Genomic DNA, 21,604 nt, shown 5'->3' on the forward strand with positions numbered 1-21,604 from the left:
GCAAATCACCTGAATGAACAGTGATCACTGAATCACCGGTTAATATCCTTTGAGCTGATCCTGGCCTTTCGTTTTCTTTTTCTTAACTGATTTTGTCTGGTATCCATTCGAGAGGACACTGATGTTCCCATCCACCTCAAGTACGGCTAGGTCTACGTCCTCGATTTTTCCGATTCCGTGCTCTCGAAGTACTTCCATGATTTCATCCATCCTAAATTCCCGAAAAATTATAACGTGGATGGCGGGTCTACTCCCAAGTTCGTATACAAGCCTTCCTGCTTCTTGGTCACTTCGCCTACTTGGAGAGCCTTCCCTGGATTTTCAAATGCTTCTATGACATCAAGTTCGTCTAGTAGCTCCTGCATGGTGTAGTTTTGGAATAGACCCTTATCGGCCATCGTCTTTTTCAAATGGGACATAAAAATCAGGGCAATGAATTGGACAAACAGCTTTCCGTCCAGCGAGCTTTCAGATGAGACTGCAGTTCGCCTCAGATTGAGCCTTTCTTTAAGATTCCCAAACGCCTTCTCGACCAGATCTTTGTTACGGTAAATCTCCAAGGCTATGATGGGATCCTTGATGTCGTTACTTAACAGCGCGAAAAAGCCATAGTCCTTTTCAGCTCGAGTGATGGCATCCTGTTTGGGAATGATCTTGATTCCACGTACCGGGGTATCTGACAGTTCAAAGTATTTGGCGTACTGCTTCTCGTTCTCTGGTTTTCGATTTCCGCTCGTAAGCTCAGCCTCCAACTGATCCAGCATCAGATTGAAGCGGCTCTCATGTTCCAACGCCTTCTCGCTACTGTAATAGATGTGCAGATACATGCGGCGAGTATCCTTGATGACATCGCCTTTGCGGGGTCTTGTTTGAGAGTAGTTCCATTCAATGGCGGTGGAATGGCTGTATAACTGATAGATTGAGTTGTAGTTGGTCCTTGTTTTTATGCTGTCTCTGACTTTGTCTAATTCTTTTCGCACAAACTTCAGGGATACTTTGGTGGCAATCAGGAATTTCAGGTTGTTCTGATAAATGGCATTGATGTTGGCTTCACTGTAAAAGCCACGATCCATGACCAGTTTAACTTTGCCAAAATCAAGTTGCTTTAAGTCGGCCAGCAATTTCTTCATGGTCGAGATATCGCTGATGTTGCCGGCCAGCTTTCTGTAGTAGAACGGCAAGCCTGAGTCTTCTCCAAAGAGCAGCGCCAGGTTAATCTGGGGAAGCGGATCATGATCCTTGTTCATCCCATATTTGACTTGTTTGAGAGACTCTGAATAGGACGAAATGCTGGTGGTATCATAGGCCCAATATTCATTTTCCATCCGGCGCTTGCCCTGCAAGCGAAAGAAACGTTCTTTTGCTTCTTCCGTAATCATCGAGAACAGATCACTGCTTTGTTGGGAAGAGATGCAGGCCCCATGTGGATGAAAATGGGTCCTATCCCATTTCGGGAAACGAAGAAGGGAGTTGCGGTCCTCCAAAATCAAATAGTAGGCCACGGAGAGGATCTTCTTATAAATCTGCGGAAAGCATGCCTTCAAGTCTTGTGTGATGCCCAGCTGCTCCCCGATCGCATCAAACAGATACGTAGCGCCAAAATAACCATGCCGAGTGGAAGTAGATGGAGTCGGCCCTGGTTTAATCACAGTGGAGACCGGAGGTTGAGTGAGTCGTTTGGAAGGGATCAGATTGCCCTGTTCATCACGTTTGCCAATACAAACACGCTTACTTCGAGACTGTTTCTTCTCTTTGTCCCAGTAGTCGATGGATTCGTAGACGTAGATAACTCCGTTTTTCTTGTTTTTGACATCGATGATATTCATGCGCCACCTCACGTTATAATTATAACGTGTTTATGAGGCAAAATCAAGAGAAATTATGCTGCTAATCCAGTGATATCAACGATTTCCAGCATTCCCCGTTATAATTCGCCGGGAATCCAGGATCCATTGTCAGCTTTGCCTTGACACAATTCTGAAGATTGAGTTTCCCCTGATAGATCAGCATGAGTGGCTCACCCTGGATGAATCTGCTGAATTTTGGGAAACGATATAGAAACTGCTTGAAAACATAGTTCGTGATAAACAATGCGCCAGCAGCCACTAACCCGCCAGACAGGGATGAATTTGAACCAACCATGGCATTCTGAACGGAATTGCTGATCAATAGAATAAAGACCAGATCAATAACGGATAACTGAGAAAGTTCTTTTTTTCCGAACAGTCGGATGGCGACAAGGAGAAATAAATATACTGTCACTGAACTCAAGCTGATCTGAACATAGGGGTTATTGAAAAATGTCATATCCGTTCTCCGCTCCTATTGTTATTACGGACAAATTCCCCGGGCCTATCATCTGTGATTAAGGTTCGGCAGCTGATCATTGGCTCGGCATGCTATCTTATCATGAGGGTTTCATGGATTGAGAATGAATGGATTCTCCCTTTAGGTCTGATTTTACCATAACCTGGTTGTTGTCTTTCCTGCCGGAATGGTGAATAGTTTATTTCCGGGCAGGGTAAGGATGAATGCGCTAAAAAAGCTGACTAAGTTTGATGTTAGTCAGCAACAACAGAGGGACAAACCGTAGGGATGTTTGATTGAACCTTACTACATAATTGCTCCATTTTTGCAGTTGCATAGTTAAAAGGTATCGAATCAATTGCGCCATCAATCGGGGATCAAACGGATTGCTCCTCATTTCCGTAGAGTAGTATTTTATTTGGCTTAAGTGTTTCGGTTATAATCGTATCCTGATACTTAATCCTGATTTTAATCGGGAGAACCAATAGATTTTTCATTTGCTCAGATGAAACTTCTTCTTCCAGATATTTTCCTATCTCCGAAATCAACCCTCTATACGAATCGGAGTTACGATCCATCCGGATCGGATTTTTCTTATCAGTTCCAAAGAACAATGTATTTCTGTTTTTATCCAGCAGCCAGTTGGACCAGCTTTCATCCAGTGAGGCGGTTACTGTGACATCATTGATAATCTGGTCGGTGTTCGGAGTAATGGTTAATTCATAGGTCATTAAATTCTTATTCTCTTTCTTATCTATGGAAGCTGTAAGATCGTATTTGAACAAATCTGACTTATCTGAAAAACTGCAGGAATCAAAGTTTTCTATATCGAATACAGGGTGTGATTGGTTATTGAATGCCATTTGATTCTCATAGAAAGAGCTGCAAGAACTAAATAACATCGCCATCAGGATTCCAGTTATCGTAACTTTGAACTTTTTACAAATCGACATACATAACTCTCCTCGTATTATAAGTTTAGTTAAAGTATTTGCCATACTGTATCTTGGATCCTGAATCATATCCCTGGATTTGTGCAGTAGCTATAACAGAAGGAAGACTCGATGCGGGATCAAATCAGGGAAGATATAGTGCCGCCACCTCTGGTGCAGTCTGTTTGTGAGGTATGGAACGGCGCCGTCAGCTTGACAGAAGAAGTTGTTGAAATTCAGATCCTGTATGCTCTATTCACCAAACCTGATTTCAGGTCGTCCGGTGGCGAAATTTCTTCACAAACGTGTCGACACTCAAGGCTATTAGACGAACTCGCCACTATAATTTATGTGTTCTTAGCAATCAATAAGAGGAGGCTGATGGCTAATGCTAAAAATCCGATCACAATACAAACGGGGAGAGCAAAGGCTAGTTGATAATCAGCTATATAATTACGAGAAAAAATAAGTTCCAAAAGGATAACGTATCTCACAAATAGCACTGAAAATACACCAATTAGAATTTTTAGTAAGCGGGAGAATAACTTAGAATCCATTTCTTTTCCTCCTGATTTCATTATATTTTTAAGCTGTAGTCACAGGATATGAATGCGTAACTTGAACTTTGAGGTTTTCCACCAAGGTTAACAGCTAATCGAGTGTTTTTCAAAAAACCTCTCCAGGGATCTCAAGACGAGATTACATACAGTACCACATGATTGCGGCCTTTGTTTTTCTCAATAAAAATCTGGACTGTCCTCACCCTTGGAGGTCAGTGACAAAGCCGCCTTGATCAAATCACAGCCCATATTCAGAGATTGAAACAATAGTTATACTAAATTGATCAGACTATAGCACGATTAACTGATTTTGAATATAGATTTAAATTATAGACGAGAAGACTACGCCATAAGAGCTAAGAATTTATTAGTAAGAGCAAGAAGAATTTGAACAAAGCATAAGGATATTAAATTATTATTAACAAATTATCTCTTCAGTATGGATGATGCTTTCAGAAATGGCTAATCGAATTATATGCTAATTCATCATTTTGGTTTTTATTGGTAGCACCGCGAGCGGTGCTTTGGGGCAGTGTGAACTAAGGGGTCAGTATAGTTAAAACTTATTTCTTTGAAGTCATAGCCCGGGGCTCGTTCTATTATCATATCCTTAACTTCCTGAAATTTTCCCACTAAAGATCGAATTGACCGAATTAATCTGTATCCGGATCCCGATTGATGTAGTCCAGAATCTCTTCAAAGGAGCGCTTGCTCTTTGCGATCGCCTCCAATAATTCCCGGTCTCTCATTGCCTGTCTCTTCTGGAGAAGTTCCTTCAGAACAGCGGCTTCCGCGTCGTATCTAGCCTTGGCCTTGGTCAGGGCGGCTTCGGATTGCTTTATTTTCTCATCGATCAGGATCTTGGGTCCTCTTGCCATTAGAGCTCTCCTTTTAATCGTTCATTGATTTGGTTTGCCTTGTTCTTTATGTTTACCGCATCCAGTCTGAAGGCTTTCAGGATTGCTTTCTGCGTGGCTGTCACCGCGTGACTTAAGCGATAGTTGCCATCTCCCATCCTCGTCATCTCGATCTTTTCCAGTTCCCGTAGTGCGGCTGGAACAGTCATGTAATTGGCTTTCCGGTCGTTGTTTACCATCTCCGCTTTCAGCAGGGTGTACATGCGGCTTCGAATGATCGTGGCAACAAACTCAATGAAGATTTTAGCCGTTGCGGATTCGTTGGAGTGCACTCGAAGACTCTTGTTGCCCAGATAGGACTTGCTTCCACGGAACAACTTTTCCGATACATCACGCCCCCTATACAAGGTGATCGCTTCTTCGGCGGTCATCTTTATTAATTTGAGAGACACCATCCATTTAATCATACCTGTTTGTCAGACTAAGTTTCAATTCCCGATTTGACAAAGTAACTTCTTTATCATCATTCTTTCAGAGGGTATTAAAATAATAACTAAAATGTGATATTGTATATGCAAAGAATTGAAAACGTTCTTTTAACAAGGACGAATATAGGTGATTTGGCGTTCTTGACATATTCACATCCTGAAGTATATTATTCGTAATTCTATAACACATATTTTATCAAGGAGGAAATTTTTATGAATACTTTTTGATAACACGTTCTTTCCTTTGAGATGTTCTAGTATGTTTTTCCGGGTTGTCCTCTAAAAATGTTGAAACCGTACATTTGGAGGCCTCTAGGGGCTCTTCCGATCATTTGGGCTCTGTTCTATTCAAATATTAAAACGAGGTAATAATTGGCTCAATCATAAATTCTGTGGGATGGTGGATTCCTTACGTACGTTTTACGACTCATATCGAATAACTTGAGGAAGAAGTATTCATCATCTGGATAGCCATACCCTTGTCGACGTAATGTCTTAATCTTGTTGTTGATCCCCTCGATTTGACCATTCGAAATGCGGTAGGTCGCATAAGCTATAATCCCTTCAAAATGTCTGTCCATCAGGCGCCCAAACCACTGCAGGTGCTCATTCTCCGAGGCATAGCATACTTCCATGACCTCCGTGATCAGACTAGCCATTTCCGGCTCACTGGCGGCCTTGTACGCCTCCGAGAGCATCTCTTTGACGAGGTCAACTGTGAACAGAAGCTGGTTCTCCTGGATGAGCTGGTCGTACTTCTCCTCACTGCCAGGACGACGCGTGATCTCTGCCCTTTGGAAGAGCCTACCGCCCTTGGACAAGGGTTTGCCCTCCGCGGCCTCCCGGTCTTTGCGCTGCAGCGTCTCCCGAGAAGACATCAGGATAGTGTCAACTTACTTTCGGTTCAAAAACTGAATAAGCCTGCCGTGCGGATTCCAAGTAGCCCGGGTTTTATGATTTATACCACCCAAAATGAGGCGTTGCATAGCTGATTGAACCTTGTTTTACCGGGTAGACCCGGCTCTTCTTCACGATCCGTTTTTCCAGCCTCAAAAGTCGGGCTTCCTTCTTCTTTTCTTTCTCTTTGGCAGCGAAGTAGCCCATGAGATCCCCGCCATTGAGGACGAAAACTCGCATGCGCGCTATATTCTCAGCACCTACTGTGCTCCACCCCATCGGGCGTGAAGATAACCGTGAGGAAAGCACATGACTGACATGCCCTTCCGCACTGCAGCCCTGATAGCCCGACTTGGCCGCGTTCTGGATCGATTCCCAGTTGGACAAAAGATAGGTTTTCATCTCGCCTAACTTCTTTTCCTGGGTCTTTTTAAGCGGCAATCCCGCCGCTGATTCGAAGAATGTGTTGATGTCCTCAAGGGAGTCCATGCTGATGGCGTCTTTGAGGTACCAGTAATATTCATCCTTTGTCCCTTTGTAGGAATCAATCGGCGTTGCCGCCTGGCGCAGGGCCTTTTCCAGGTGGAACTTATCCAGATAGAGCTTGCATCGAGGCAGAATCTGGGCACCCATCTTGATCCAGGACGCCCCATCCCCTGATAAGGAGATTTCCTCGATCTTATCCACTTCATAAGCCGAGTTCAGGTAATCGAACACTTCGTACCACAGTTCATCCGAGTTGCCCTTGTAGAAGCCTGCAAATCGACGTACACCCATTAAGGCCTTGCGTCTCTTCCCGACACTCTGCTGCCCCTCATGGACGTAGATCAGCCGCATCTGCTGATTGGAACCGTCCTGCATAGCTACATGATCCTCATCGGCCTCAATATAGATCCGAGATGCCACTTTTTTCTGAGGCAGGGGTCCCTCAGAAGACTCAATGTTCCCCAGTCGATGGACCAGATTCATTACCGTAGTGCGGCTGGTAATTCCGCTGCTTGCATAGCGCTCCACCGTCCCCTGGTAAGAAATATCTTTAGCACTGGAGAGAAGACACGAGGCTAGTTCCCGGCTGATTCTCTGATGGGGCTCAAGGCCCAGAAGACGATCCACCAGACACACATGGTGATTAGTCTTTTTATCCCGAAAGTACGTCCGGTCAAAGACCACAGGTCCGGCTGTAGTAGCGATGGTTTTTGTTTGATAGCGCCGTTCGATGGTGTAGTCTTTTTTCCGTAACTGTGAGTTCCTCAGGCGCTCATCGAGTACCTGAACATAATCCTGGATCTGCTCACGGGCAATCCGATCCGTCAGCTCGTGAGTCTCCTGGACCACCTGATCCATGGTGAGAGTACCGCTTGCCATTCTTGAATCAAAACTTTGTCTGAGAGAGGTGAACATTGAGTTGAAATCTGTTAAGATAGGCATGAGAATAAGTCCTTTCGTGTAGTTTGTTTGTTGTTGTTACTAACATTCTAGCACTTGGGCTTATTCTCTTTCATTTTCGACCTACAGTAACTTTACACTAACAGACATCAGGATATAGCGGGTCCTCTTGAGGGACTCAGCAGCTTTGTACTCACCCACCGCCTGAAGACGCCTCTGTTCGTCTTTGCGCACTTCAGCGACCACTTTGTCATTGAAATTCTTGATGATGTGGAAATGGTCGAAGACCGGCTGGATGTGGGGGCACTTTTCCTCAAAGGCTTCTTGGAAGTCTGAGTTCATGTCCGAGGCGACTGCTTCAACACCGTCCATCCACTCGAGACCGACGTGCTCAATGAAGTCATAGACGACCTGCTTGCGCTTGCCATGGGCGATCCAGAGGATATGGCCAGTCTCTATGTCGATGATGTGGGTGGCGTACTGGTGGCCTCGGTGAAGCTTGAATTCGTCGATACTGAGGTACTTTGCCTGCCTCTGGGGCTTGATGAGCTTGCCATCAAGGGTGTACATTTCCTCCAGGCGTTTCAAGTCGATCGCTTTGACCGTGTTCTTGCCTAGACCAGTAATCTCAGCGACCTGTTTGAGATTGTAGGTTCCGATGGCGAGAAGGTCCTTGGTGTACTGCAGGAGGGCTTGTGTGATCCGATGGCCTTGTGCCTGGAAAGACACCTGTTGGACCTTGGTGATCCCGCAGGTTGGGCACAGTAACTGATTCTTGCCGAACTCCAAGGACGTATAAGTGTGCCCGAAGTTCAGGTGCCAGAGACTGCATGGGGACGTATTGTTGATGTGCATGAAGCCCCCGCAGTTGGGGCAGGCGCGATCGGTGTCATCTAGCTTGAGGACTCCATACAACTGAACAACACTCTTACCGGAAACGGCGGTATGCTGCGAACTATGCGTATTAGTAAACCCAACAAGAGATGAAGGGATGTGCAGAAAATTTTGGGAATCATTGATTGTGTTAGCCTGTCCATTCTGTGTATAATTCATTCAGAGCCTCCGCTGTGCTTGGATTTGTACATCCGTCCAGATGCATTTCCATCATAGCGCGGGGCTCGTTCTATTATCAAATGTTATGCCGGTTTGGGGAATGGATCTAGTCGGTCAATCCCACAGAATTTGTGATTGACCCTAATAATTTATGAAATTCTCCAGAAAAATTTTTTTGTTAATAATTGTATTGGCTACTATAAGCATTCCTATTAATGTCTCAGCAACAACAATTAATTCTTCCAAGGGAATATATGGAACATACACATCTTTCAATCACCTTTACGATGCATATCAGGATGCAATAAAAAAAGGTGATACTCGAAAACAAGAAGAACTGCTCGCTATAGGTAGAAGTAGTCTTGAAGCAGAAATGGAAATATCAAGTGATATTATTCAGCCTCAGTATGATCCAGATCAAATGTACTGGATAAATCAATTTCCAAATTACTTCAGCTACGGGCGTTTTGAGACAAGATCTAATGGTATAACACTTAGTCTCGGAAATTTTAAGAGTTATTGGTCATCAACCGACAAAATAAATGGTTGGAATTCAGTTTATGCTAAATTTGCAAGCAGTTCCAATTGGAATAATACAAACATTATGAAAGAACAATTATATTGTCACGCCAGATTGGGATATGCTGCAATTGAGGCGGAATGGAATCTAGAACCTTGGAGAACTTCTATGAACCCAATAACATGCAATTAAATATGGCTTCCTCAAATGGATAAATTATTAAAGAAATCATTTCTAATACTTTTATTCTCAATTTTAACTATTATGATTGGCGTTTTATTAAATAATTATAATGCAATAAAAAACGATACTACTGATACTTTAGAAATGGATGTTATTGCCTATTTACATGCAACAAAGAAGTTCATTCCGATATCTGTTGATGGTATAAATCAAAAAATAAGGAATGGCGATGCTTTTGTGCTATACATTGGTAGAATCACTTGTCCGAGTTGTCGGAAAATAGTGCCTGCACTTGAGCGTTTTTCAACGTCAAATAGGGTTGAAATATATTATCTAGATAGTGAAGATACCAACATAAACCCAACTGTTAAAAAATTCAGAGATGAACATGGCATATCGGTTGTTCCTTCAATAATTAAATTCGAGGGTAAAAATAATTATAGATTCGTTAAATTTAATATTAGTTGTAATTTAAAAGTGATTGAAAAGAGTTTGACGGATTCTTTAATTGAATAATTTGTTAGTTAAATGAGGTAAATAAATGTTTTTATTATTTGGAGTTGCTTCGATTATTTTTTCTCTATTAAATTTAGTGAATTATTTTAAAGGGAAAAATCCTAAATTATTTAGATTTATTAGTATGTCTTTGTCATTGCTCACGGTTGGTTTGGTGTATGAATTAAATGCTCAATATGTATTATATCAAGATTTCAATGGTTTAATTGATGTAACCCCCCCAATGAGAGTTATAGTATGGGTTTTTGTGGTTTCGTCCATTATTATTAATAGTTTTACTCTGGCTGATCACTTGATAGATCGCAGTTAAAATTCAAATATACGAGCTAGCGCAAGTACTGGAACAAAGGGCACCTCTAATGCTCAACGATTACTCAATTGTCCAACGATTTGCAGAAAATATGCACACCCTACCAACTGTCAAACGATTCAAACGCAATCTCAGAGTTCTAACGACCATATTGATCATCACTTCACCAGGAAGACTCTCAAAATTGAAATTAGAGGTCTCTGAAAACCTTCAGGAATCCCTTGTTTCAACCCGTTCCAAGACAAAATAAAACCATCAATCGATAAAATATTTTTTATCAATTGATGGTTTTATTTATGGCAAAAGACTAAGAAAATGATAGAATGCACACCCCTGGTCAAAGTTCAACGATTTGAGGGGGTGGGGTGCATTTTTATCAGGGGGGTGCATCGGTCACATTATTAACATTAGTAGAATAAGCTATTCCTAACTGCACTTATTACTCTCAGGATGTTCCAGTGGCACTAAACTTATAATATTCTACACATTGACAAAAGTATTCCGTTTCGAGGCGAGGGGGAATTATTTTAATCCTGTTTTCCAAAAAGCACTGTACTGACTCACCGTAATATTAGATTCGGGTACTTCGAGTCCAAATTAGTCTTTTTCTCCCTAAACAACCAGGTATGGGGGATCGATATCACCTATGTGCTCCTCAAGTAAAGCTTCCTGTACCGCTTTGTTATCATTGACTGGTATAGCCGCCGGATCGTCAACTACGAGATCAGCTATAACCTCGAGAAGGAGTTTGTCCTGCGCCGCCATAAGCGTGCCCAGTGCGAAAGAAAACCCGAGATCATGAACTCGGATCAGGGAAGCCAGTTTACAAGCCAATCCTACCTTGAGATTTTGGACTCTTGCGGGGTGCAGGTCTCCATGGATGGCAATGGGCAGGCGCTGGACAATGTACTGACTGAGCGGTTCTTCCGCAGCCTGACATACGACAAACTCTACATCAAAGAATACGAGGGGTCAAAGGGGAGATAAGTTCCTAACAAAACCATTACCTATCGCTACGATGGCGGCGGCTATCTTTTGGAGAAGGAGTACGGATATACCACGGAGCCTCTGGGTACCCAGACGCACCATCCCCAATGGGAATGCCGATGCCAACTGAAGGACAAACTGACCAGTTTTGTCGTCAAAGCAATCACCTATGATACCATCGGAAACCCCTTAAGCTATGACGGATGGAGCTACACTTGGGAAGACGGCTGCCAGCTCAAGTCCCTGGCCAATCGGATCACAAAAGACCGAATGATTGAAAAATGCGAATCGCTTTCATTAAAGACCTTGGTAAAGAAGTGGAGTCTTACAAAAAAGAAAATAGACGATTCAACATAGGGCTATTAGCACTTTACAAGGCCGATGGCGGGGTGGGTACTGGTGGATTTCAATGCAGTAACACGATACAAATCATTGACAGATGATCCACCAGAGACCTCCATTGTCCCGGAGTAAGTGGACACTATAAGGGTTGTAAATACTTGAATATTAATATATGATCCAGGTAACGATTACTGTCGAAGGAGGTGTAGTTAGAGAAGCTGTTGTAGTAATAATAGGCAGATAATTAAAAGTAAACCCTTATTGTTTTGATTATCCTCAAAGAAAAGAGCTTGAATTACAAGACACGCTATCCCTGATATTCCAAACAAGGCCCGGTAAATCATATCGTTTGTAATGATAGCCAGCATTGACATTGAAAATGCAAAGATTATCAAAATAACAAAAAGTATTTTGATTGACTTCATGTTTATCACCTCTAAGGTAATCATAACGTCTTCTGCCATTCTGTCAACCATCACAAAATTTGTTTAAGGGGAATAATTCAAACTTCTTCTGTTACAGGTTATTCCCCGAAAAAATTATCTACTGGGGAAGCAGATGGTCTCTATATGGTTGTAACTTATTAACGAAATAAAACTGACAGGCTTATATCTAATAATCATAAGCCTGTCAGTTTCCTGCTAAAATATTGTTTCCCTAAAAACTATAGGAGAATAATCATGAGATATTCTAAAGTTTTTTTTAGTTATATTTTAATCTTATTATCACTTTTTACTTCATGTTTAAATATCTCAAGCCCTCATACCTCCAAAGGAGGAAATATACAATACCTCGTTCAGATCAAAATTAATAACACACAGAATTTCCCTGTCGATTTTTTTGAAGTCGGAACTTTCGAGAATAACACTAAAAAACCTTTACTTAGAGAAAGTGAGGGAGAGAATAATGTCATATTGTTTCAAATATCATATCACCCAACTACAGAATTTTATATGTATGGAGTTATAAATAATAAAGAAACTGAAATTTTTTATTTCAATCTTGCGGAATATGAGAATACAACTCAACAACAAGAATTAAATTTATATTTAGAGTCAGATAATGAAAATATATTGATTAAAAAATAACATCATACAGAAAAAAGACAAAAACAATAACTAACTGAGTTCTCATCATTCCGAAGGATGAATGGATACATTAGTTGGGGTATTAATCTTCCATGTAGTTAGGGGCCTCTGATTAATTCTCGTTTCAGCTTACCTTTGCATAACCCTTGGAAAAATCGCATAAAATACAGTTGAACAAAAAGGCAAAAAAAGAAGCAAGCCGCTTTTGAACTGCTCCCTGTCAAGTGGACAGTGAAATAACCAAAACAAGATCATGCAGCCAGTGCCTGGTTCCTCACCTCAAGAGGATCCAGGCCTTTGTACTTTCTCAAGTACCGCTTCGTGTTGTAGAAGCGGATGTAGTCATCCACCGCCTGCTTGTGTTCGTCGTAAGTGTGGAAGGTCTTAAGGTAGAACATCTCACACTTCAGGATACCCAAGAACCCTTCCATCGGCCCGTTGTCGATGGAGCGGCCGACCCGCGACATGCTCTGGATGTAGCCAGCCTTTGAGAAATACATCGGAGACGCGATCCTGCAAAACACCTGATCGTTAATGAAGAAAATGCTGGCCAGTACTATCCTGATTTCGCATTTAACCACCCACTGTTTTCGGAAGGAATGACGATATACAGCGATTCAAAAGTAAGTCGGTTCCTTAAATCAGTTTCTCGGGAACAGATTATTGGCTTCCTTAATGACTGGAACAAAAAACGTGATCATAAGCAATGTATTTACATCTCGTATGATTCAACAAACAAGAACTGCCAAGCCGGTGATATTGATCTTATAGAATACGGCAAAGCGAAAGATGAAAAAGGACTCCCGGTGTTTAATCTTGCATTAGCATTTGATAAGACCAACCGAGTTCCACTATTTTATGAGGAGTATCCAGGTTCAATAACCGATGTTTCCCAGTGTTTGTGGCAAACTAAAAATGGACAGGTGTGGAAGCTAAGAATTCCCCATAGTGGCAAAAGAACTCCACTGACCCCCCAAATACGCTATCCTTTAAGTAACTACACAGAAAGGATGGCTATACAAGGAGATGTTATCAGTGGAGCAAGTTAATCATATCCCCAATTCCCGGAAATAGTATAGTCTACACCTTCGGTTTGATCCCCCAATTGGGTGACATAGATGTTGGATTTTCCTCGAATTAAGTCACAGAGCCGATTTCATATGAGATGGCTCTGTGACTTAATTTATTTTTATCTTGCTTATTACCCCTCTGTAGACTACAATATAAGTAGTCTACAGAGGAGGGATATTATGGCAATGCTCAATATTTCAATCCCAATTCCCACCGAGCGCATCACCTACAAAAAAGATGGCCCGGATAAGCCCAGACGCGTCTATCATGTCGAAAAACGCTACAGAAACGCATTGGGTACCCCTACAGCCAAGGAAGTTGCCATTGGCAAAGAGGATCCTACTCGTCCCGGTTGGATGATCCCCAATGAACGATTCACTGAGTTCTATCCGCTGCCAGTCGATGCCATTTCCCTGACCCCGCCTCAAGAGGTTCTGGCGGCTGGTCATATCGCTCTGTTGTGGCAGCGAGCTGAGGCTATTGGATTGACCAAGGCTTTACAACAGGTATTTCCCTTGCAGGCACAAGAGCTTTTGGCGATGGCCATCTATATGGTCTGCGAAGGCAATGTCATGATGAATCTGGATCTGTTCATCCGGGAGAGCCTACTTTCTACAAGGCTCAGTCTGAATTCCCAGCGCAGCAGCGAACTGTTTGCACAGATCAGCGAAGAGCAGCGCTTTCGGTTTTAAGCTCTGGAGTGCTCTCCACAAAGACGAGGAACAGACCCTGGCTTATGATGTGACGAGCATATCGACCTATGCGGAGATCCAAATGGCAGAGTACGGCTATAATCGGGATCAGGAAACCCTACCGCAACTCAACATCGGCATGCTCTATGGCACCAAGACAGCCCTCCCGCTTTGCTATGAGATCTACAGCGGAAGTATCGTGGACAAGGCCTTTTTCCCCTATATGATGGAATTGGGCGAATTGGTCGGTCTCAATGATTTGTTCTACATCATGGATCGAGGCTTTCTCACCCTGGACAATCTGAGCTTCATGGCCCAGAACCAACTCAATTTCCTGATGGCTGCTCCCAAATCCCAGAAAATCTATCGTCAGGCATTAATCGAGGCAACCGCGGTGATCCGTCACTCTCGTTATCACATCCCCCAGACCAGCTGCTATGGACTGTCCAAAGTGATCCAGATCAATGAGTTGCCCTATACCCTCCACATCTACCTGAACACATCCAGTGCGGCGGATGAAGAAGCCCGGATCTACCAGCATGTTGATCGTCTCGAGGAAGAGCTGCAAAATCAGATGAAGCCCATCAGTATTACTCGGTATAACAAGTATTATGATGTGACACGCAATGCATCACCGATTGAGGAGTACGAACGCAATCATGAGAAGATCACCGAGATGATTGAGCTGGCCGGCATGTTCTGCCTGCTGAGCAATACCCAGGATAAGAGCGCAGAGGTGGCACTACGACTTTATGGGCGACGGGACATGGTGGAGAAGGCCTTCCAGAATTTAAAAAACAGCATCGACTATGACCGCTTTCTGACGCACACAGAAAAGACGACAGAAGGGGAAGCCTTTGTCGCCTTTTTGAGTCTTATTCTGTGGTCGGATTTGACCAATCATGGGAAAAACAGCGGGGAGAAATCCATCAACCGGTTGGTCAAACAGATGGGAACGATCAAGCGGACCGATTATGGATCAGGCTGCAGTTTGCTCCAGCCACTGACCAGGAAACAAAAGGACATTCTTAGCGCGTTCGCCATCGAACCGGAGGAATTTCTTCAAACCATTCTCCACTTTGAAGTGTAGACTATAGAATTCCCGGGAATTTGGGTCATATCAAAAAACTCTACCGTCAGAAAGAGAAAAGCATCAGTGATATTGCCCGAGTAACCGGTCACGACCGAAAGACGATCCGGAAGTACTTACAACAGGAGGATTTCAGCGGGCCAAAACCGATCCGAACGGTTCGCCGCAGCAAGACCGATGCTTACCGCAAAATCGTGAAAGAGTGGCTACAGAACGATCAGAAGGCACCCCGTAAACAACGGCACACGGCCCGTCGAGTTTTTCATCGCCTCCAGGAACTGGAAGCCCAAAACGGACGGGAGCTCGACCTCTCGGAACGATCGGTGCGGACCCTGGTCAAACAGCTGCGGGTGGAGCTGAATCAAAGTGAGCTGGCCGCTCTGCCCCTGCTCCATCCCGCCGGTGAAGCCCAGATCGACTTTGGCGAAACTCATTTCTACGAGCGAGGAACCTACTATGAGGGATATCACTTGGCACTGACCCTGCCGCATTCCGATGCCAAGTTTGTCCAGTTGTTCAAGGGACAGAACTTTGAGTGCCTGGCTCAGGGTCTGGTCAATATCTTTGACCATATTGGCGCCGTACCGACAACCATCCGCCTGGATAACATGTCCACCGCAGTCAAGGCCATCCTGGCTCACGGGGAACGGGAAGTCACCGAACGCTTCCGTCGGATGCAGTGCCACTTCGGGTTCGACAGCAACTTTTGCAATCCTTCCGCCGGCCATGAAAAAGGGTCGGTTGAGAATTACGTGGGCTACAGCCGCAGGAACTACTTTGTCCCCGTCCCTGAGTTTGACGACCTGGCTGAATATAACCGGAAGCTGCTGAAGGATTGCGATAAGGACCTGGACAGGGATCACTACAAGCTGGAGAGTACCGTCCGGGCGCTCTTCGAGGAGGATCTGGCCCGCATGAACGCCCTGCCCCGGTATCCCTTCGACGGGGACCAGTACGTCCTGGCTCGGACCAACCAGTATGGCTTGGCCCGCTATCAGACCAACAGCTACTCGATCGGCGGCAGGCTGGCCCGCCAGGAAGTGACCCTCAGGGTGGGCGCATACACCGTTACCGTGTATGACAGCCGCATGAAGGAAGTGGTCACCCATCAGCGGCTCTATGGGAAAAACAAGGAGTCGATGATCTGGGGGCCCTATCTGGATGTTCTGGCTCAAAGGCCAATGGCGCTCAAGTACTCGGGGTTCTTCCGAGGACTCCCTCCGGATGTTCAGGAGTTCCTCGATGGATGCAATCTATCCGGGAAGAAGCAGATCCTGAAAGTTGTGGCAGCCTCCAGCCGGGAGACGGGGGTGGACCAGTCGGTCAATGCCCTGTCGTCTGCGTTGAGCTTCGAACCTCTGGATCCGGACAGCTTCATCGCAGCCTACAGCTTCGCCCTGAACAAGCCATCACCGATCCCGAAAAACAGCGTACCGGACCACTTACCGGTCCTGGCGGAATATGAGTTGGACTTTGCTGCCTACGGTCAGCTCATGGAGGTGGCAGCATGCAGGAAATGATTCTTGATCTCTGTCGGCAACTGCGTCTGGGGGCCCACATCGCAGACATCTACAAGGACATCCAGGCCGACACCCATGAGGAGTTCCTTCTGCAGCTTCTGACCAAGGCCGTGACGTCCCGGGATCTGGAGCGGCAGAACCGCTACATCCAGCAGGCCGGCTTCGAGGTGATGAAACGCTTTGAGACCTTCGACTTCTCGGATGTGACCCTGCCCGGTGGAGTTACCCCCGAGCTGCTCCGTTCCGGTGAGTTTGTGGAAAACAAACAAAATCTGATTCTCTATGGCCGGCCCGGGACCGGCAAGACTCACCTGGCTACCGCTCTGGGCGTGGAGGCCTGCCGGAAGGGCTATAAAACCCTCTACTTCAAGACCAGTCGCCTGGTCAACCTGCTGTCCGAGGCAAAAGCCGCCAAGACAGAACCCCGGTTTTGGAAGAAGCTTAACTCAGCGGATCTGCTGATCCTTGATGAGTGGGGCTATGTCCCCTTCGAGCGAGTCGGTACCCAACTGCTGTTCGAGGCGATCTCGGACTGCTATGAGAAGCGCAGCGTGGTCATCACGACCAACTTGCCCTTCGATGAATGGAACACCATCTTCTACGACCAGAAGCTGACCACGGCCATTCTGGACCGCCTGGTGCATCATGGACTGCTCCTGATGCACGAAGGCCAGAGCTACCGAATTCGACATTCTAAAATGCAATAATCAGGACCAGGGGGTGGGGAATTCTTATTTTCCACTCTGGGGAATTCCAACTTGCCAAACACATCCCAGTTTGAGTATATGGTAGACAAGGTGAAAGAGTACAATTATAAATCAGTCGGGTTCATTCTGGACAGAGGATATTTCAGCAAAGCTAATATAAAATACATGGAAGATAATGGTTACTCCTTCATCATCATGGTTAAAGGCCGTAAAAACCTCGTGTCTGAGCTGATAACAGCGAACCGAAATACATTTGAGACTGATCGCGAGTGTGCTATCCGTTCATACACAGTATATGGAAAAACAGTTTCAGCTAAGTTATATGAGGACGATAATACCCTTAGATATTTCCATTTATACTTCAACCCTTCCAAACAGGCTGCTGAGAGAGAACAGCTGGAGCAACTGATTGAAAGACTTGGATTGTATTTGGAAAAACATATTGGAAAAGATATCACACTTGGGAACGTATATCACGAATATTTTGACCTTCGCTATAACAACAAGCATGCGCTTGTCTCGTATACAGAAAAAAAGGATGTAGTTCGGAAAAAGTTGGAGCAATGCGGTTATTTCTCCATTATCACCTCTACTGAGATGACTGCATCACAGGCGCTTATCCATTACAAAGGCCGGGATAACTCTGAAAAACTGTTCAGCACGGACAAATCGTTTATTGGGTCTAAAAGCAACCGGGTTCACACTTCCGAATCATTGGCTGCAAAGCTATTTATCGAATTTATTGCACTAATTGTCCGAAACAGAATTTACAACCTCTTGAAGGAAACGATGCTTCGATTAGCGACCAAACCGAATTATATGACGGTGCCTGCGGCGCTTCGCGAACTGGAAAAAATCGAAATGGTTAGGCGGAGTAAAGGACATTATCGGCTTGATCACGCCGTAACCAAGCGGCAGAAAGTTATTCTAAGTTCATTCGGCATGGACGAGAATAATATTCGTGATATTGCAAGCGGAATTGGCAATCTATTATCGAAGAACCAGTCACTGATGACAAAAACAGAAATCCCGGATGAGGATGAATACGACGATGGCGCGGACGAAATCGATAACTTCGATTGAAACTGAAATTACAGGAATAATTAGTGAGCTAACAAAACTTCAAGAAAAACAGGAGGCTCTATCGGACAGACTGTTGGAACTCCAAAAGCAAAAGAAGGAACACGAGGCCAAACAAGTAATGGAGGCTTTCCAAAAAAGTGGCAAAAGCTTGCAGGAGCTGATGACATTTTTAGATGTCTGAGGCAACGGTTTTGAGCTTCAAAAAGCATTTAGTGTAACTTTTATGCAAAGTTGAGGGTGAACTGATCCGGGAAGACAATCAGGTCCTAAACAAGACCATCACCTACCGCTACGATGCCGGCGGCAATCTTCTGGAGAAGAAGGAGTATGCCTATACCACGGAGCCTTTGGGTACCCCGACGCGGACCATTCCCTTTGGGTATGCCGACACCAATTGGAAAGACAAGCTGACCAGCTTTGACGGCAAAGCCATCACCTATGACGCCATCGGGAATCCCTTAAACTTTGACGGCTGGACCTACACTTGGGAAGAAGGCCGCCAGCTCAAGACCCTGTCCAAAACCGGCACCAGCTTAAGTTTCAAGTATAACTCCAGCGGCCTGCGGAGCGAGAAAAGTGTCAATGGCCTCGTCACGAAGTACACTTACCTGGGCGGAAAAGTAGCGTTTGAAACCACTGGAGCCGAGACGATCCATTACACCTATGACGGCAATGGCGTACCTTTCTCCATGACTTACGATGGTAGTGAATACTTCTACCTCACGAACCTCCAAGGGGATGTGACAGGACTTGCTGATGCTGCCGGAGCCGCTGTTGTCAGTTACAACTACGACAGCTGGGGCAAGCTCATCAGCACCACTGGCAGCCTGGCGACAACTCTTGGCGTGAAGAACCCCTACCGCTACCGCGGTTACCGGTATGACACCGAAACGGGACTCTACTATCTGCAGAGCCGCTACTATAATCCGGAGATCGTGCGTTCATCCTGCATGATTTCATCCGCATGGTTAATGAGGATGTGGTGTAGGGATTGTCCTTTCAAGAGCAGAGGACTAATGATGGCATCAATGCGTAAAGCTTCTTCTTCCGTCAACTGAATGCCCTGCCGTGCCGAGGTGAGGATCTCCTCATACTCAGCCTGAGCTGCCTTGGCATCGTAAAACCGCTTCTCCAACGTGCAAGCGTTTCTGGCCTCGCAACCGTTGCAAACATAAGGAGGCTTTGACAGTCGATCGCACTGCTGCAGCACATAAGCGCTACACAATGTTCTGCAAGAATGACTCTTACAGAACTTGCAGGAGCGTCTGCACCCTTTGTTGCCACAAAGCTGCTGGGCCGGGCATCCCATCCGGAGACGACAGTCGTTAAACGGCTTACCGTAACAGCTGATTTTTCGGTATTGGAGGCGGCTTTTGATTTCTTTAGAAATAGTGGTAGGGTCCTTATCCAGTTCTAATGCAATGCTTCGGAAAGATTCCCTTTGGGTAAGTCTTTCCTGAATCCTGATCCGGTCGTCTAGTGATAGATGAGTTTGATTTGGCATATAGGCCTCCAATGGAGGCACCAGCCATTTCAGCTTACCTGCTTGTCAAACTAAAATCCAGTTCTTAGTTTGGTAAAGTAAATTCCAGTTGATTGGTATCGTGTGTGGAATTTACTTTGGCAACTTACACTTCTACAATAAAAGCATTGGATGGCGAATATGTGGTTAACTATTCCTTGAAAATTTGTTTACTCTTTGCTATAATTGTGATGTAAACGTTTATAAGCATATCATAAGTATACTGACAATATAAAACTATAAAAATATTATGCAATATATTTTCATCTTAATTTTTCTTGTTAGGTGTTCTTATATAAATTATCTATTTTAATAACTAAATATAAATTTTGATTTCTTTAAGCATATTATTTTCATCTCACAAAAGTTCTCTTTAAAACTTGACCCATTCAGCTTTCGATTTTTACTCATAATTTTATATATTGTGAATAGCTAAATCATACCCAATGCAGTTGTAATTCACTTTTTTAGAGTCAAGGGGGTTAGAGTAATTTAAATTGATGACAGTTGTGTAAATGTATTATTAGGAGTTTGTGTTCTCAAATCAGCGGAATTTGTTTAGCAAAGTTAAGATTATAAGATCGAAAGTATTATGGTTAATCAATTTTTGGGAAAAAGGGAGTTTATCTATGAAAAGAATACTATGTTTACTAGTTATTTTGGTTATGTCTTTTAGTACTGGAATAAGAGTACAAGCATCATCTATCAATAGCCAGAAAAGTTCATTTACCTCAAAGCCTATGAAGCAAATGATAGAAGAGGACAATATTAGAATTTCAGAATTCTTAAATGAGGAACTAGGTATAGATGGAAGTGAGAATTCTCCAATAACTATCCAACCTCAATGGACTTATCAAGAATGGTTTGAAAGATTTGAACCATCCTTACTACAAGAAAAAAGAGATGCGTATATAGCTGCCGATGTAGAATTTGATACTAGAGGAGAAGCTGGAACATACACAAATTATACTGTATCAATTACAAGTGCAAGGACAATGACGCAAGTTGCTGCTCTTACCATTTCAGCGACTGCTGAAATTAAGACAGCAATGTTTGAGAAACTCCAAGCAGCAGCCGCTATTCAACTTTCACAATCCCATACAAATTATAATGAGGTTGGAACATCTCATACATATCAAATCTATACCAATAGAACAGGCTATCTAAAAGCTTATCATAAAGGTTATTATACAAAAGGTGCCATTATTTATGGGTATCGCGATAGTGACGGATCAACAGGCACTTATACAAAAGGTAATGGTAATTCTTATGCACCATATTCAGATAATGTTGTAAGGGTCTATTTTGCAGCCCCAATTTACAGATGAAATTAAGTCTGTTTCAATTCAAAATTGTAATTTCATATTAATTGCAGAGAAGGAATTTGTTTAATAAAAAGCTTACAGGCAGTAATTTAATCGATTCCTGCCTGTTATCCTAAAAAACTTGATTTTTGGAACAAGAATCGAATTGAAGTGAAAAATTATTGTTAT

General features: G+C 43.9%; 23 protein-coding genes and 4 pseudogenes. 15 read left to right on the forward strand and 12 right to left on the reverse strand.

The window, feature by feature from the left end; genetic code table 11:
- Positions 1 to 39: 39 nt before the first annotated feature.
- The 10 genes and pseudogenes from P6M73_RS05705 to P6M73_RS05745 all read right to left on the reverse strand — a co-directional run.
- Positions 40 to 210 carry a YetF domain-containing protein gene (locus tag P6M73_RS05705; protein WP_277855152.1) on the reverse strand — a complete coding sequence of 57 codons (171 nt, stop codon included), beginning with the start codon at positions 208 to 210 and terminating at the stop codon, positions 40 to 42.
- Between the two features lie 17 nt (positions 211 to 227).
- Entirely contained in the window at positions 228 to 1,826 is a 1,599-nt protein-coding gene (locus P6M73_RS05710; protein ID WP_277855153.1) for an IS1634 family transposase, read from the reverse strand.
- A gap of 61 nt (positions 1,827 to 1,887) precedes the next feature.
- Complete coding sequence (locus P6M73_RS16955; RefSeq protein WP_489666475.1) at positions 1,888 to 2,307, reverse strand: DUF421 domain-containing protein; 420 nt, start codon at positions 2,305 to 2,307, stop codon at positions 1,888 to 1,890.
- 377 nt (positions 2,308 to 2,684) lie between these two features.
- Entirely contained in the window at positions 2,685 to 3,260 is a 576-nt protein-coding gene (locus P6M73_RS05715; RefSeq protein ID WP_277855154.1) for a hypothetical protein, read from the reverse strand.
- Positions 3,261 to 3,586: 326 nt separating this feature from the next.
- The gene (locus P6M73_RS05720) at positions 3,587 to 3,796 is read right to left on the reverse strand and encodes a hypothetical protein (RefSeq protein ID WP_277855155.1); all 210 of its coding nucleotides are present in this window, start codon (positions 3,794 to 3,796) and stop codon (positions 3,587 to 3,589) included.
- A 656-nt stretch (positions 3,797 to 4,452) separates the two neighbouring features.
- Complete coding sequence (locus P6M73_RS05725) at positions 4,453 to 4,677, reverse strand: hypothetical protein (RefSeq protein WP_277855156.1); 225 nt, start codon at positions 4,675 to 4,677, stop codon at positions 4,453 to 4,455.
- A pseudogene (locus P6M73_RS05730) lies at positions 4,677 to 5,090 on the reverse strand (IS1634 family transposase); the annotation flags it as partial. The pseudogene P6M73_RS05730 and the gene P6M73_RS05725, both read right to left, overlap by 1 nt.
- A 431-nt stretch (positions 5,091 to 5,521) precedes the next feature.
- Complete coding sequence (locus tag P6M73_RS05735) at positions 5,522 to 6,022, reverse strand: transposase (RefSeq protein WP_277855158.1); 501 nt, start codon at positions 6,020 to 6,022, stop codon at positions 5,522 to 5,524.
- A gap of 73 nt (positions 6,023 to 6,095) precedes the next feature.
- Positions 6,096 to 7,406, reverse strand: a complete 1,311-nt coding sequence (locus P6M73_RS05740) for an ISLre2 family transposase (protein WP_277855159.1) — start codon at positions 7,404 to 7,406, stop codon at positions 6,096 to 6,098.
- Between the two features lie 165 nt (positions 7,407 to 7,571).
- Positions 7,572 to 8,171, reverse strand: a pseudogene (locus P6M73_RS05745) (ISL3 family transposase); the annotation flags it as partial.
- A 484-nt stretch (positions 8,172 to 8,655) separates the two neighbouring features.
- On the opposite strand from P6M73_RS05745, the gene P6M73_RS05750 reads away from it, so the two are divergent.
- The 6 genes and pseudogenes from P6M73_RS05750 (at position 8,656) to P6M73_RS05775 (ending at position 12,426) form a co-directional block, all read left to right on the forward strand.
- The gene (locus P6M73_RS05750; protein WP_277855160.1) at positions 8,656 to 9,192 is read left to right on the forward strand and encodes a DUF2599 domain-containing protein; all 537 of its coding nucleotides are present in this window, start codon (positions 8,656 to 8,658) and stop codon (positions 9,190 to 9,192) included.
- Positions 9,193 to 9,207: 15 nt separating this feature from the next.
- Positions 9,208 to 9,699 carry a DUF6568 family protein gene (locus P6M73_RS05755; RefSeq protein ID WP_277855161.1) on the forward strand — a complete coding sequence of 164 codons (492 nt, stop codon included), beginning with the start codon at positions 9,208 to 9,210 and terminating at the stop codon, positions 9,697 to 9,699.
- A 25-nt stretch (positions 9,700 to 9,724) separates the two neighbouring features.
- On the forward strand, positions 9,725 to 10,009 hold the full coding sequence (locus P6M73_RS05760) for a hypothetical protein (protein WP_277855162.1): 285 nt from the start codon (positions 9,725 to 9,727) through the stop codon (positions 10,007 to 10,009).
- Positions 10,010 to 10,627: 618 nt separating this feature from the next.
- Positions 10,628 to 10,975 (forward strand): annotated as a pseudogene (locus tag P6M73_RS05765) (transposase); the annotation flags it as partial.
- A 69-nt stretch (positions 10,976 to 11,044) separates the two neighbouring features.
- Positions 11,045 to 11,353 (forward strand): hypothetical protein, encoded by a 309-nt coding sequence (locus P6M73_RS05770; protein WP_277855163.1) that lies wholly within the window; start codon positions 11,045 to 11,047, stop codon positions 11,351 to 11,353.
- Between the two features lie 665 nt (positions 11,354 to 12,018).
- Complete coding sequence (locus P6M73_RS05775) at positions 12,019 to 12,426, forward strand: hypothetical protein (protein WP_277855164.1); 408 nt, start codon at positions 12,019 to 12,021, stop codon at positions 12,424 to 12,426.
- A gap of 251 nt (positions 12,427 to 12,677) precedes the next feature.
- Here the strand turns inward: P6M73_RS05775 and P6M73_RS05780 are convergent, their stop codons facing one another.
- Positions 12,678 to 12,926, reverse strand: a complete 249-nt coding sequence (locus P6M73_RS05780; RefSeq protein WP_277855165.1) for an IS3 family transposase — start codon at positions 12,924 to 12,926, stop codon at positions 12,678 to 12,680.
- 99 nt (positions 12,927 to 13,025) lie between these two features.
- On the opposite strand from P6M73_RS05780, the gene P6M73_RS05785 reads away from it, so the two are divergent.
- The 8 genes from P6M73_RS05785 to P6M73_RS05820 all read left to right on the forward strand — a co-directional run bounded on the left by P6M73_RS05785 (position 13,026) and on the right by P6M73_RS05820 (position 19,647).
- Positions 13,026 to 13,475: a hypothetical protein gene (locus P6M73_RS05785; RefSeq protein WP_277855166.1), complete on the forward strand. Its 450-nt coding sequence runs from the start codon at positions 13,026 to 13,028 to the stop codon at positions 13,473 to 13,475.
- A 201-nt stretch (positions 13,476 to 13,676) separates the two neighbouring features.
- Positions 13,677 to 14,189 (forward strand): hypothetical protein, encoded by a 513-nt coding sequence (locus tag P6M73_RS05790; RefSeq protein ID WP_277855167.1) that lies wholly within the window; start codon positions 13,677 to 13,679, stop codon positions 14,187 to 14,189.
- Entirely contained in the window at positions 14,152 to 15,279 is a 1,128-nt protein-coding gene (locus tag P6M73_RS05795) for an IS1634 family transposase (protein ID WP_277855168.1), read from the forward strand. The genes P6M73_RS05790 and P6M73_RS05795 overlap by 38 nt, the downstream gene beginning before the upstream one ends.
- Before the next feature lie 20 nt (positions 15,280 to 15,299).
- Complete coding sequence (gene istA / locus P6M73_RS05800; protein ID WP_277855169.1) at positions 15,300 to 16,799, forward strand: IS21 family transposase; 1,500 nt, start codon at positions 15,300 to 15,302, stop codon at positions 16,797 to 16,799.
- The gene (istB, locus tag P6M73_RS05805; RefSeq protein WP_277855170.1) at positions 16,787 to 17,506 is read left to right on the forward strand and encodes an IS21-like element helper ATPase IstB; all 720 of its coding nucleotides are present in this window, start codon (positions 16,787 to 16,789) and stop codon (positions 17,504 to 17,506) included. Before istA ends, istB begins: the two co-directional genes overlap by 13 nt.
- A 36-nt stretch (positions 17,507 to 17,542) precedes the next feature.
- Positions 17,543 to 18,589: an IS1634 family transposase gene (locus P6M73_RS05810; RefSeq protein ID WP_489666493.1), complete on the forward strand. Its 1,047-nt coding sequence runs from the start codon at positions 17,543 to 17,545 to the stop codon at positions 18,587 to 18,589.
- Positions 18,558 to 18,770 carry a DUF4315 family protein gene (locus P6M73_RS05815; protein ID WP_277855172.1) on the forward strand — a complete coding sequence of 71 codons (213 nt, stop codon included), beginning with the start codon at positions 18,558 to 18,560 and terminating at the stop codon, positions 18,768 to 18,770. The genes P6M73_RS05810 and P6M73_RS05815 overlap by 32 nt, the downstream gene beginning before the upstream one ends.
- A gap of 97 nt (positions 18,771 to 18,867) precedes the next feature.
- Positions 18,868 to 19,647: an RHS repeat domain-containing protein gene (locus tag P6M73_RS05820; RefSeq protein ID WP_489666494.1), complete on the forward strand. Its 780-nt coding sequence runs from the start codon at positions 18,868 to 18,870 to the stop codon at positions 19,645 to 19,647.
- A gap of 326 nt (positions 19,648 to 19,973) precedes the next feature.
- Here P6M73_RS05820 and P6M73_RS05825 read toward each other — a convergent pair.
- A pseudogene (locus P6M73_RS05825) lies at positions 19,974 to 20,093 on the reverse strand (helix-turn-helix domain-containing protein); the annotation flags it as partial.
- Between the two features lie 647 nt (positions 20,094 to 20,740).
- Between P6M73_RS05825 and P6M73_RS05830 the strand changes: the two are divergent.
- A complete protein-coding gene (locus P6M73_RS05830; protein ID WP_277855174.1) occupies positions 20,741 to 21,439 on the forward strand; it encodes a hypothetical protein in 699 nt (232 codons plus the stop codon).
- The last annotated feature ends 165 nt before the right edge of the window (positions 21,440 to 21,604 follow it).

Origin of the sequence: Anaerococcoides asporogena (genome assembly GCF_029590275.1) — a bacterium.
Lineage (GTDB): Bacteria > Bacillota > Clostridia > Clostridiales > Clostridiaceae > JG1575.

Coding starts and splice junctions, on each gene's coding strand:
- P6M73_RS05705 (WP_277855152.1), bottom strand. CDS start 210: ATGGATGAAATCATGGAAGTACTTCGAGAGCACGGAATCGGAAAAATC.
- P6M73_RS05710 (WP_277855153.1), bottom strand. CDS start 1,826: ATGAATATCATCGATGTCAAAAACAAGAAAAACGGAGTTATCTACGTC.
- P6M73_RS16955 (WP_489666475.1), bottom strand. CDS start 2,307: ATGACATTTTTCAATAACCCCTATGTTCAGATCAGCTTGAGTTCAGTG.
- P6M73_RS05715 (WP_277855154.1), bottom strand. CDS start 3,260: ATGTCGATTTGTAAAAAGTTCAAAGTTACGATAACTGGAATCCTGATG.
- P6M73_RS05720 (WP_277855155.1), bottom strand. CDS start 3,796: ATGGATTCTAAGTTATTCTCCCGCTTACTAAAAATTCTAATTGGTGTA.
- P6M73_RS05725 (WP_277855156.1), bottom strand. CDS start 4,677: ATGGCAAGAGGACCCAAGATCCTGATCGATGAGAAAATAAAGCAATCC.
- P6M73_RS05735 (WP_277855158.1), bottom strand. CDS start 6,022: ATGTCTTCTCGGGAGACGCTGCAGCGCAAAGACCGGGAGGCCGCGGAG.
- P6M73_RS05740 (WP_277855159.1), bottom strand. CDS start 7,406: ATGGCAAGCGGTACTCTCACCATGGATCAGGTGGTCCAGGAGACTCAC.
- P6M73_RS05755 (WP_277855161.1), top strand. CDS start 9,208: ATGGATAAATTATTAAAGAAATCATTTCTAATACTTTTATTCTCAATT.
- P6M73_RS05760 (WP_277855162.1), top strand. CDS start 9,725: ATGTTTTTATTATTTGGAGTTGCTTCGATTATTTTTTCTCTATTAAAT.
- P6M73_RS05775 (WP_277855164.1), top strand. CDS start 12,019: ATGAGATATTCTAAAGTTTTTTTTAGTTATATTTTAATCTTATTATCA.
- P6M73_RS05780 (WP_277855165.1), bottom strand. CDS start 12,926: ATGTATTTCTCAAAGGCTGGCTACATCCAGAGCATGTCGCGGGTCGGC.
- P6M73_RS05785 (WP_277855166.1), top strand. CDS start 13,026: ATGACGATATACAGCGATTCAAAAGTAAGTCGGTTCCTTAAATCAGTT.
- P6M73_RS05790 (WP_277855167.1), top strand. CDS start 13,677: ATGGCAATGCTCAATATTTCAATCCCAATTCCCACCGAGCGCATCACC.
- istB (WP_277855170.1), top strand. CDS start 16,787: ATGCAGGAAATGATTCTTGATCTCTGTCGGCAACTGCGTCTGGGGGCC.
- P6M73_RS05815 (WP_277855172.1), top strand. CDS start 18,558: ATGGCGCGGACGAAATCGATAACTTCGATTGAAACTGAAATTACAGGA.
- P6M73_RS05830 (WP_277855174.1), top strand. CDS start 20,741: ATGAAAAGAATACTATGTTTACTAGTTATTTTGGTTATGTCTTTTAGT.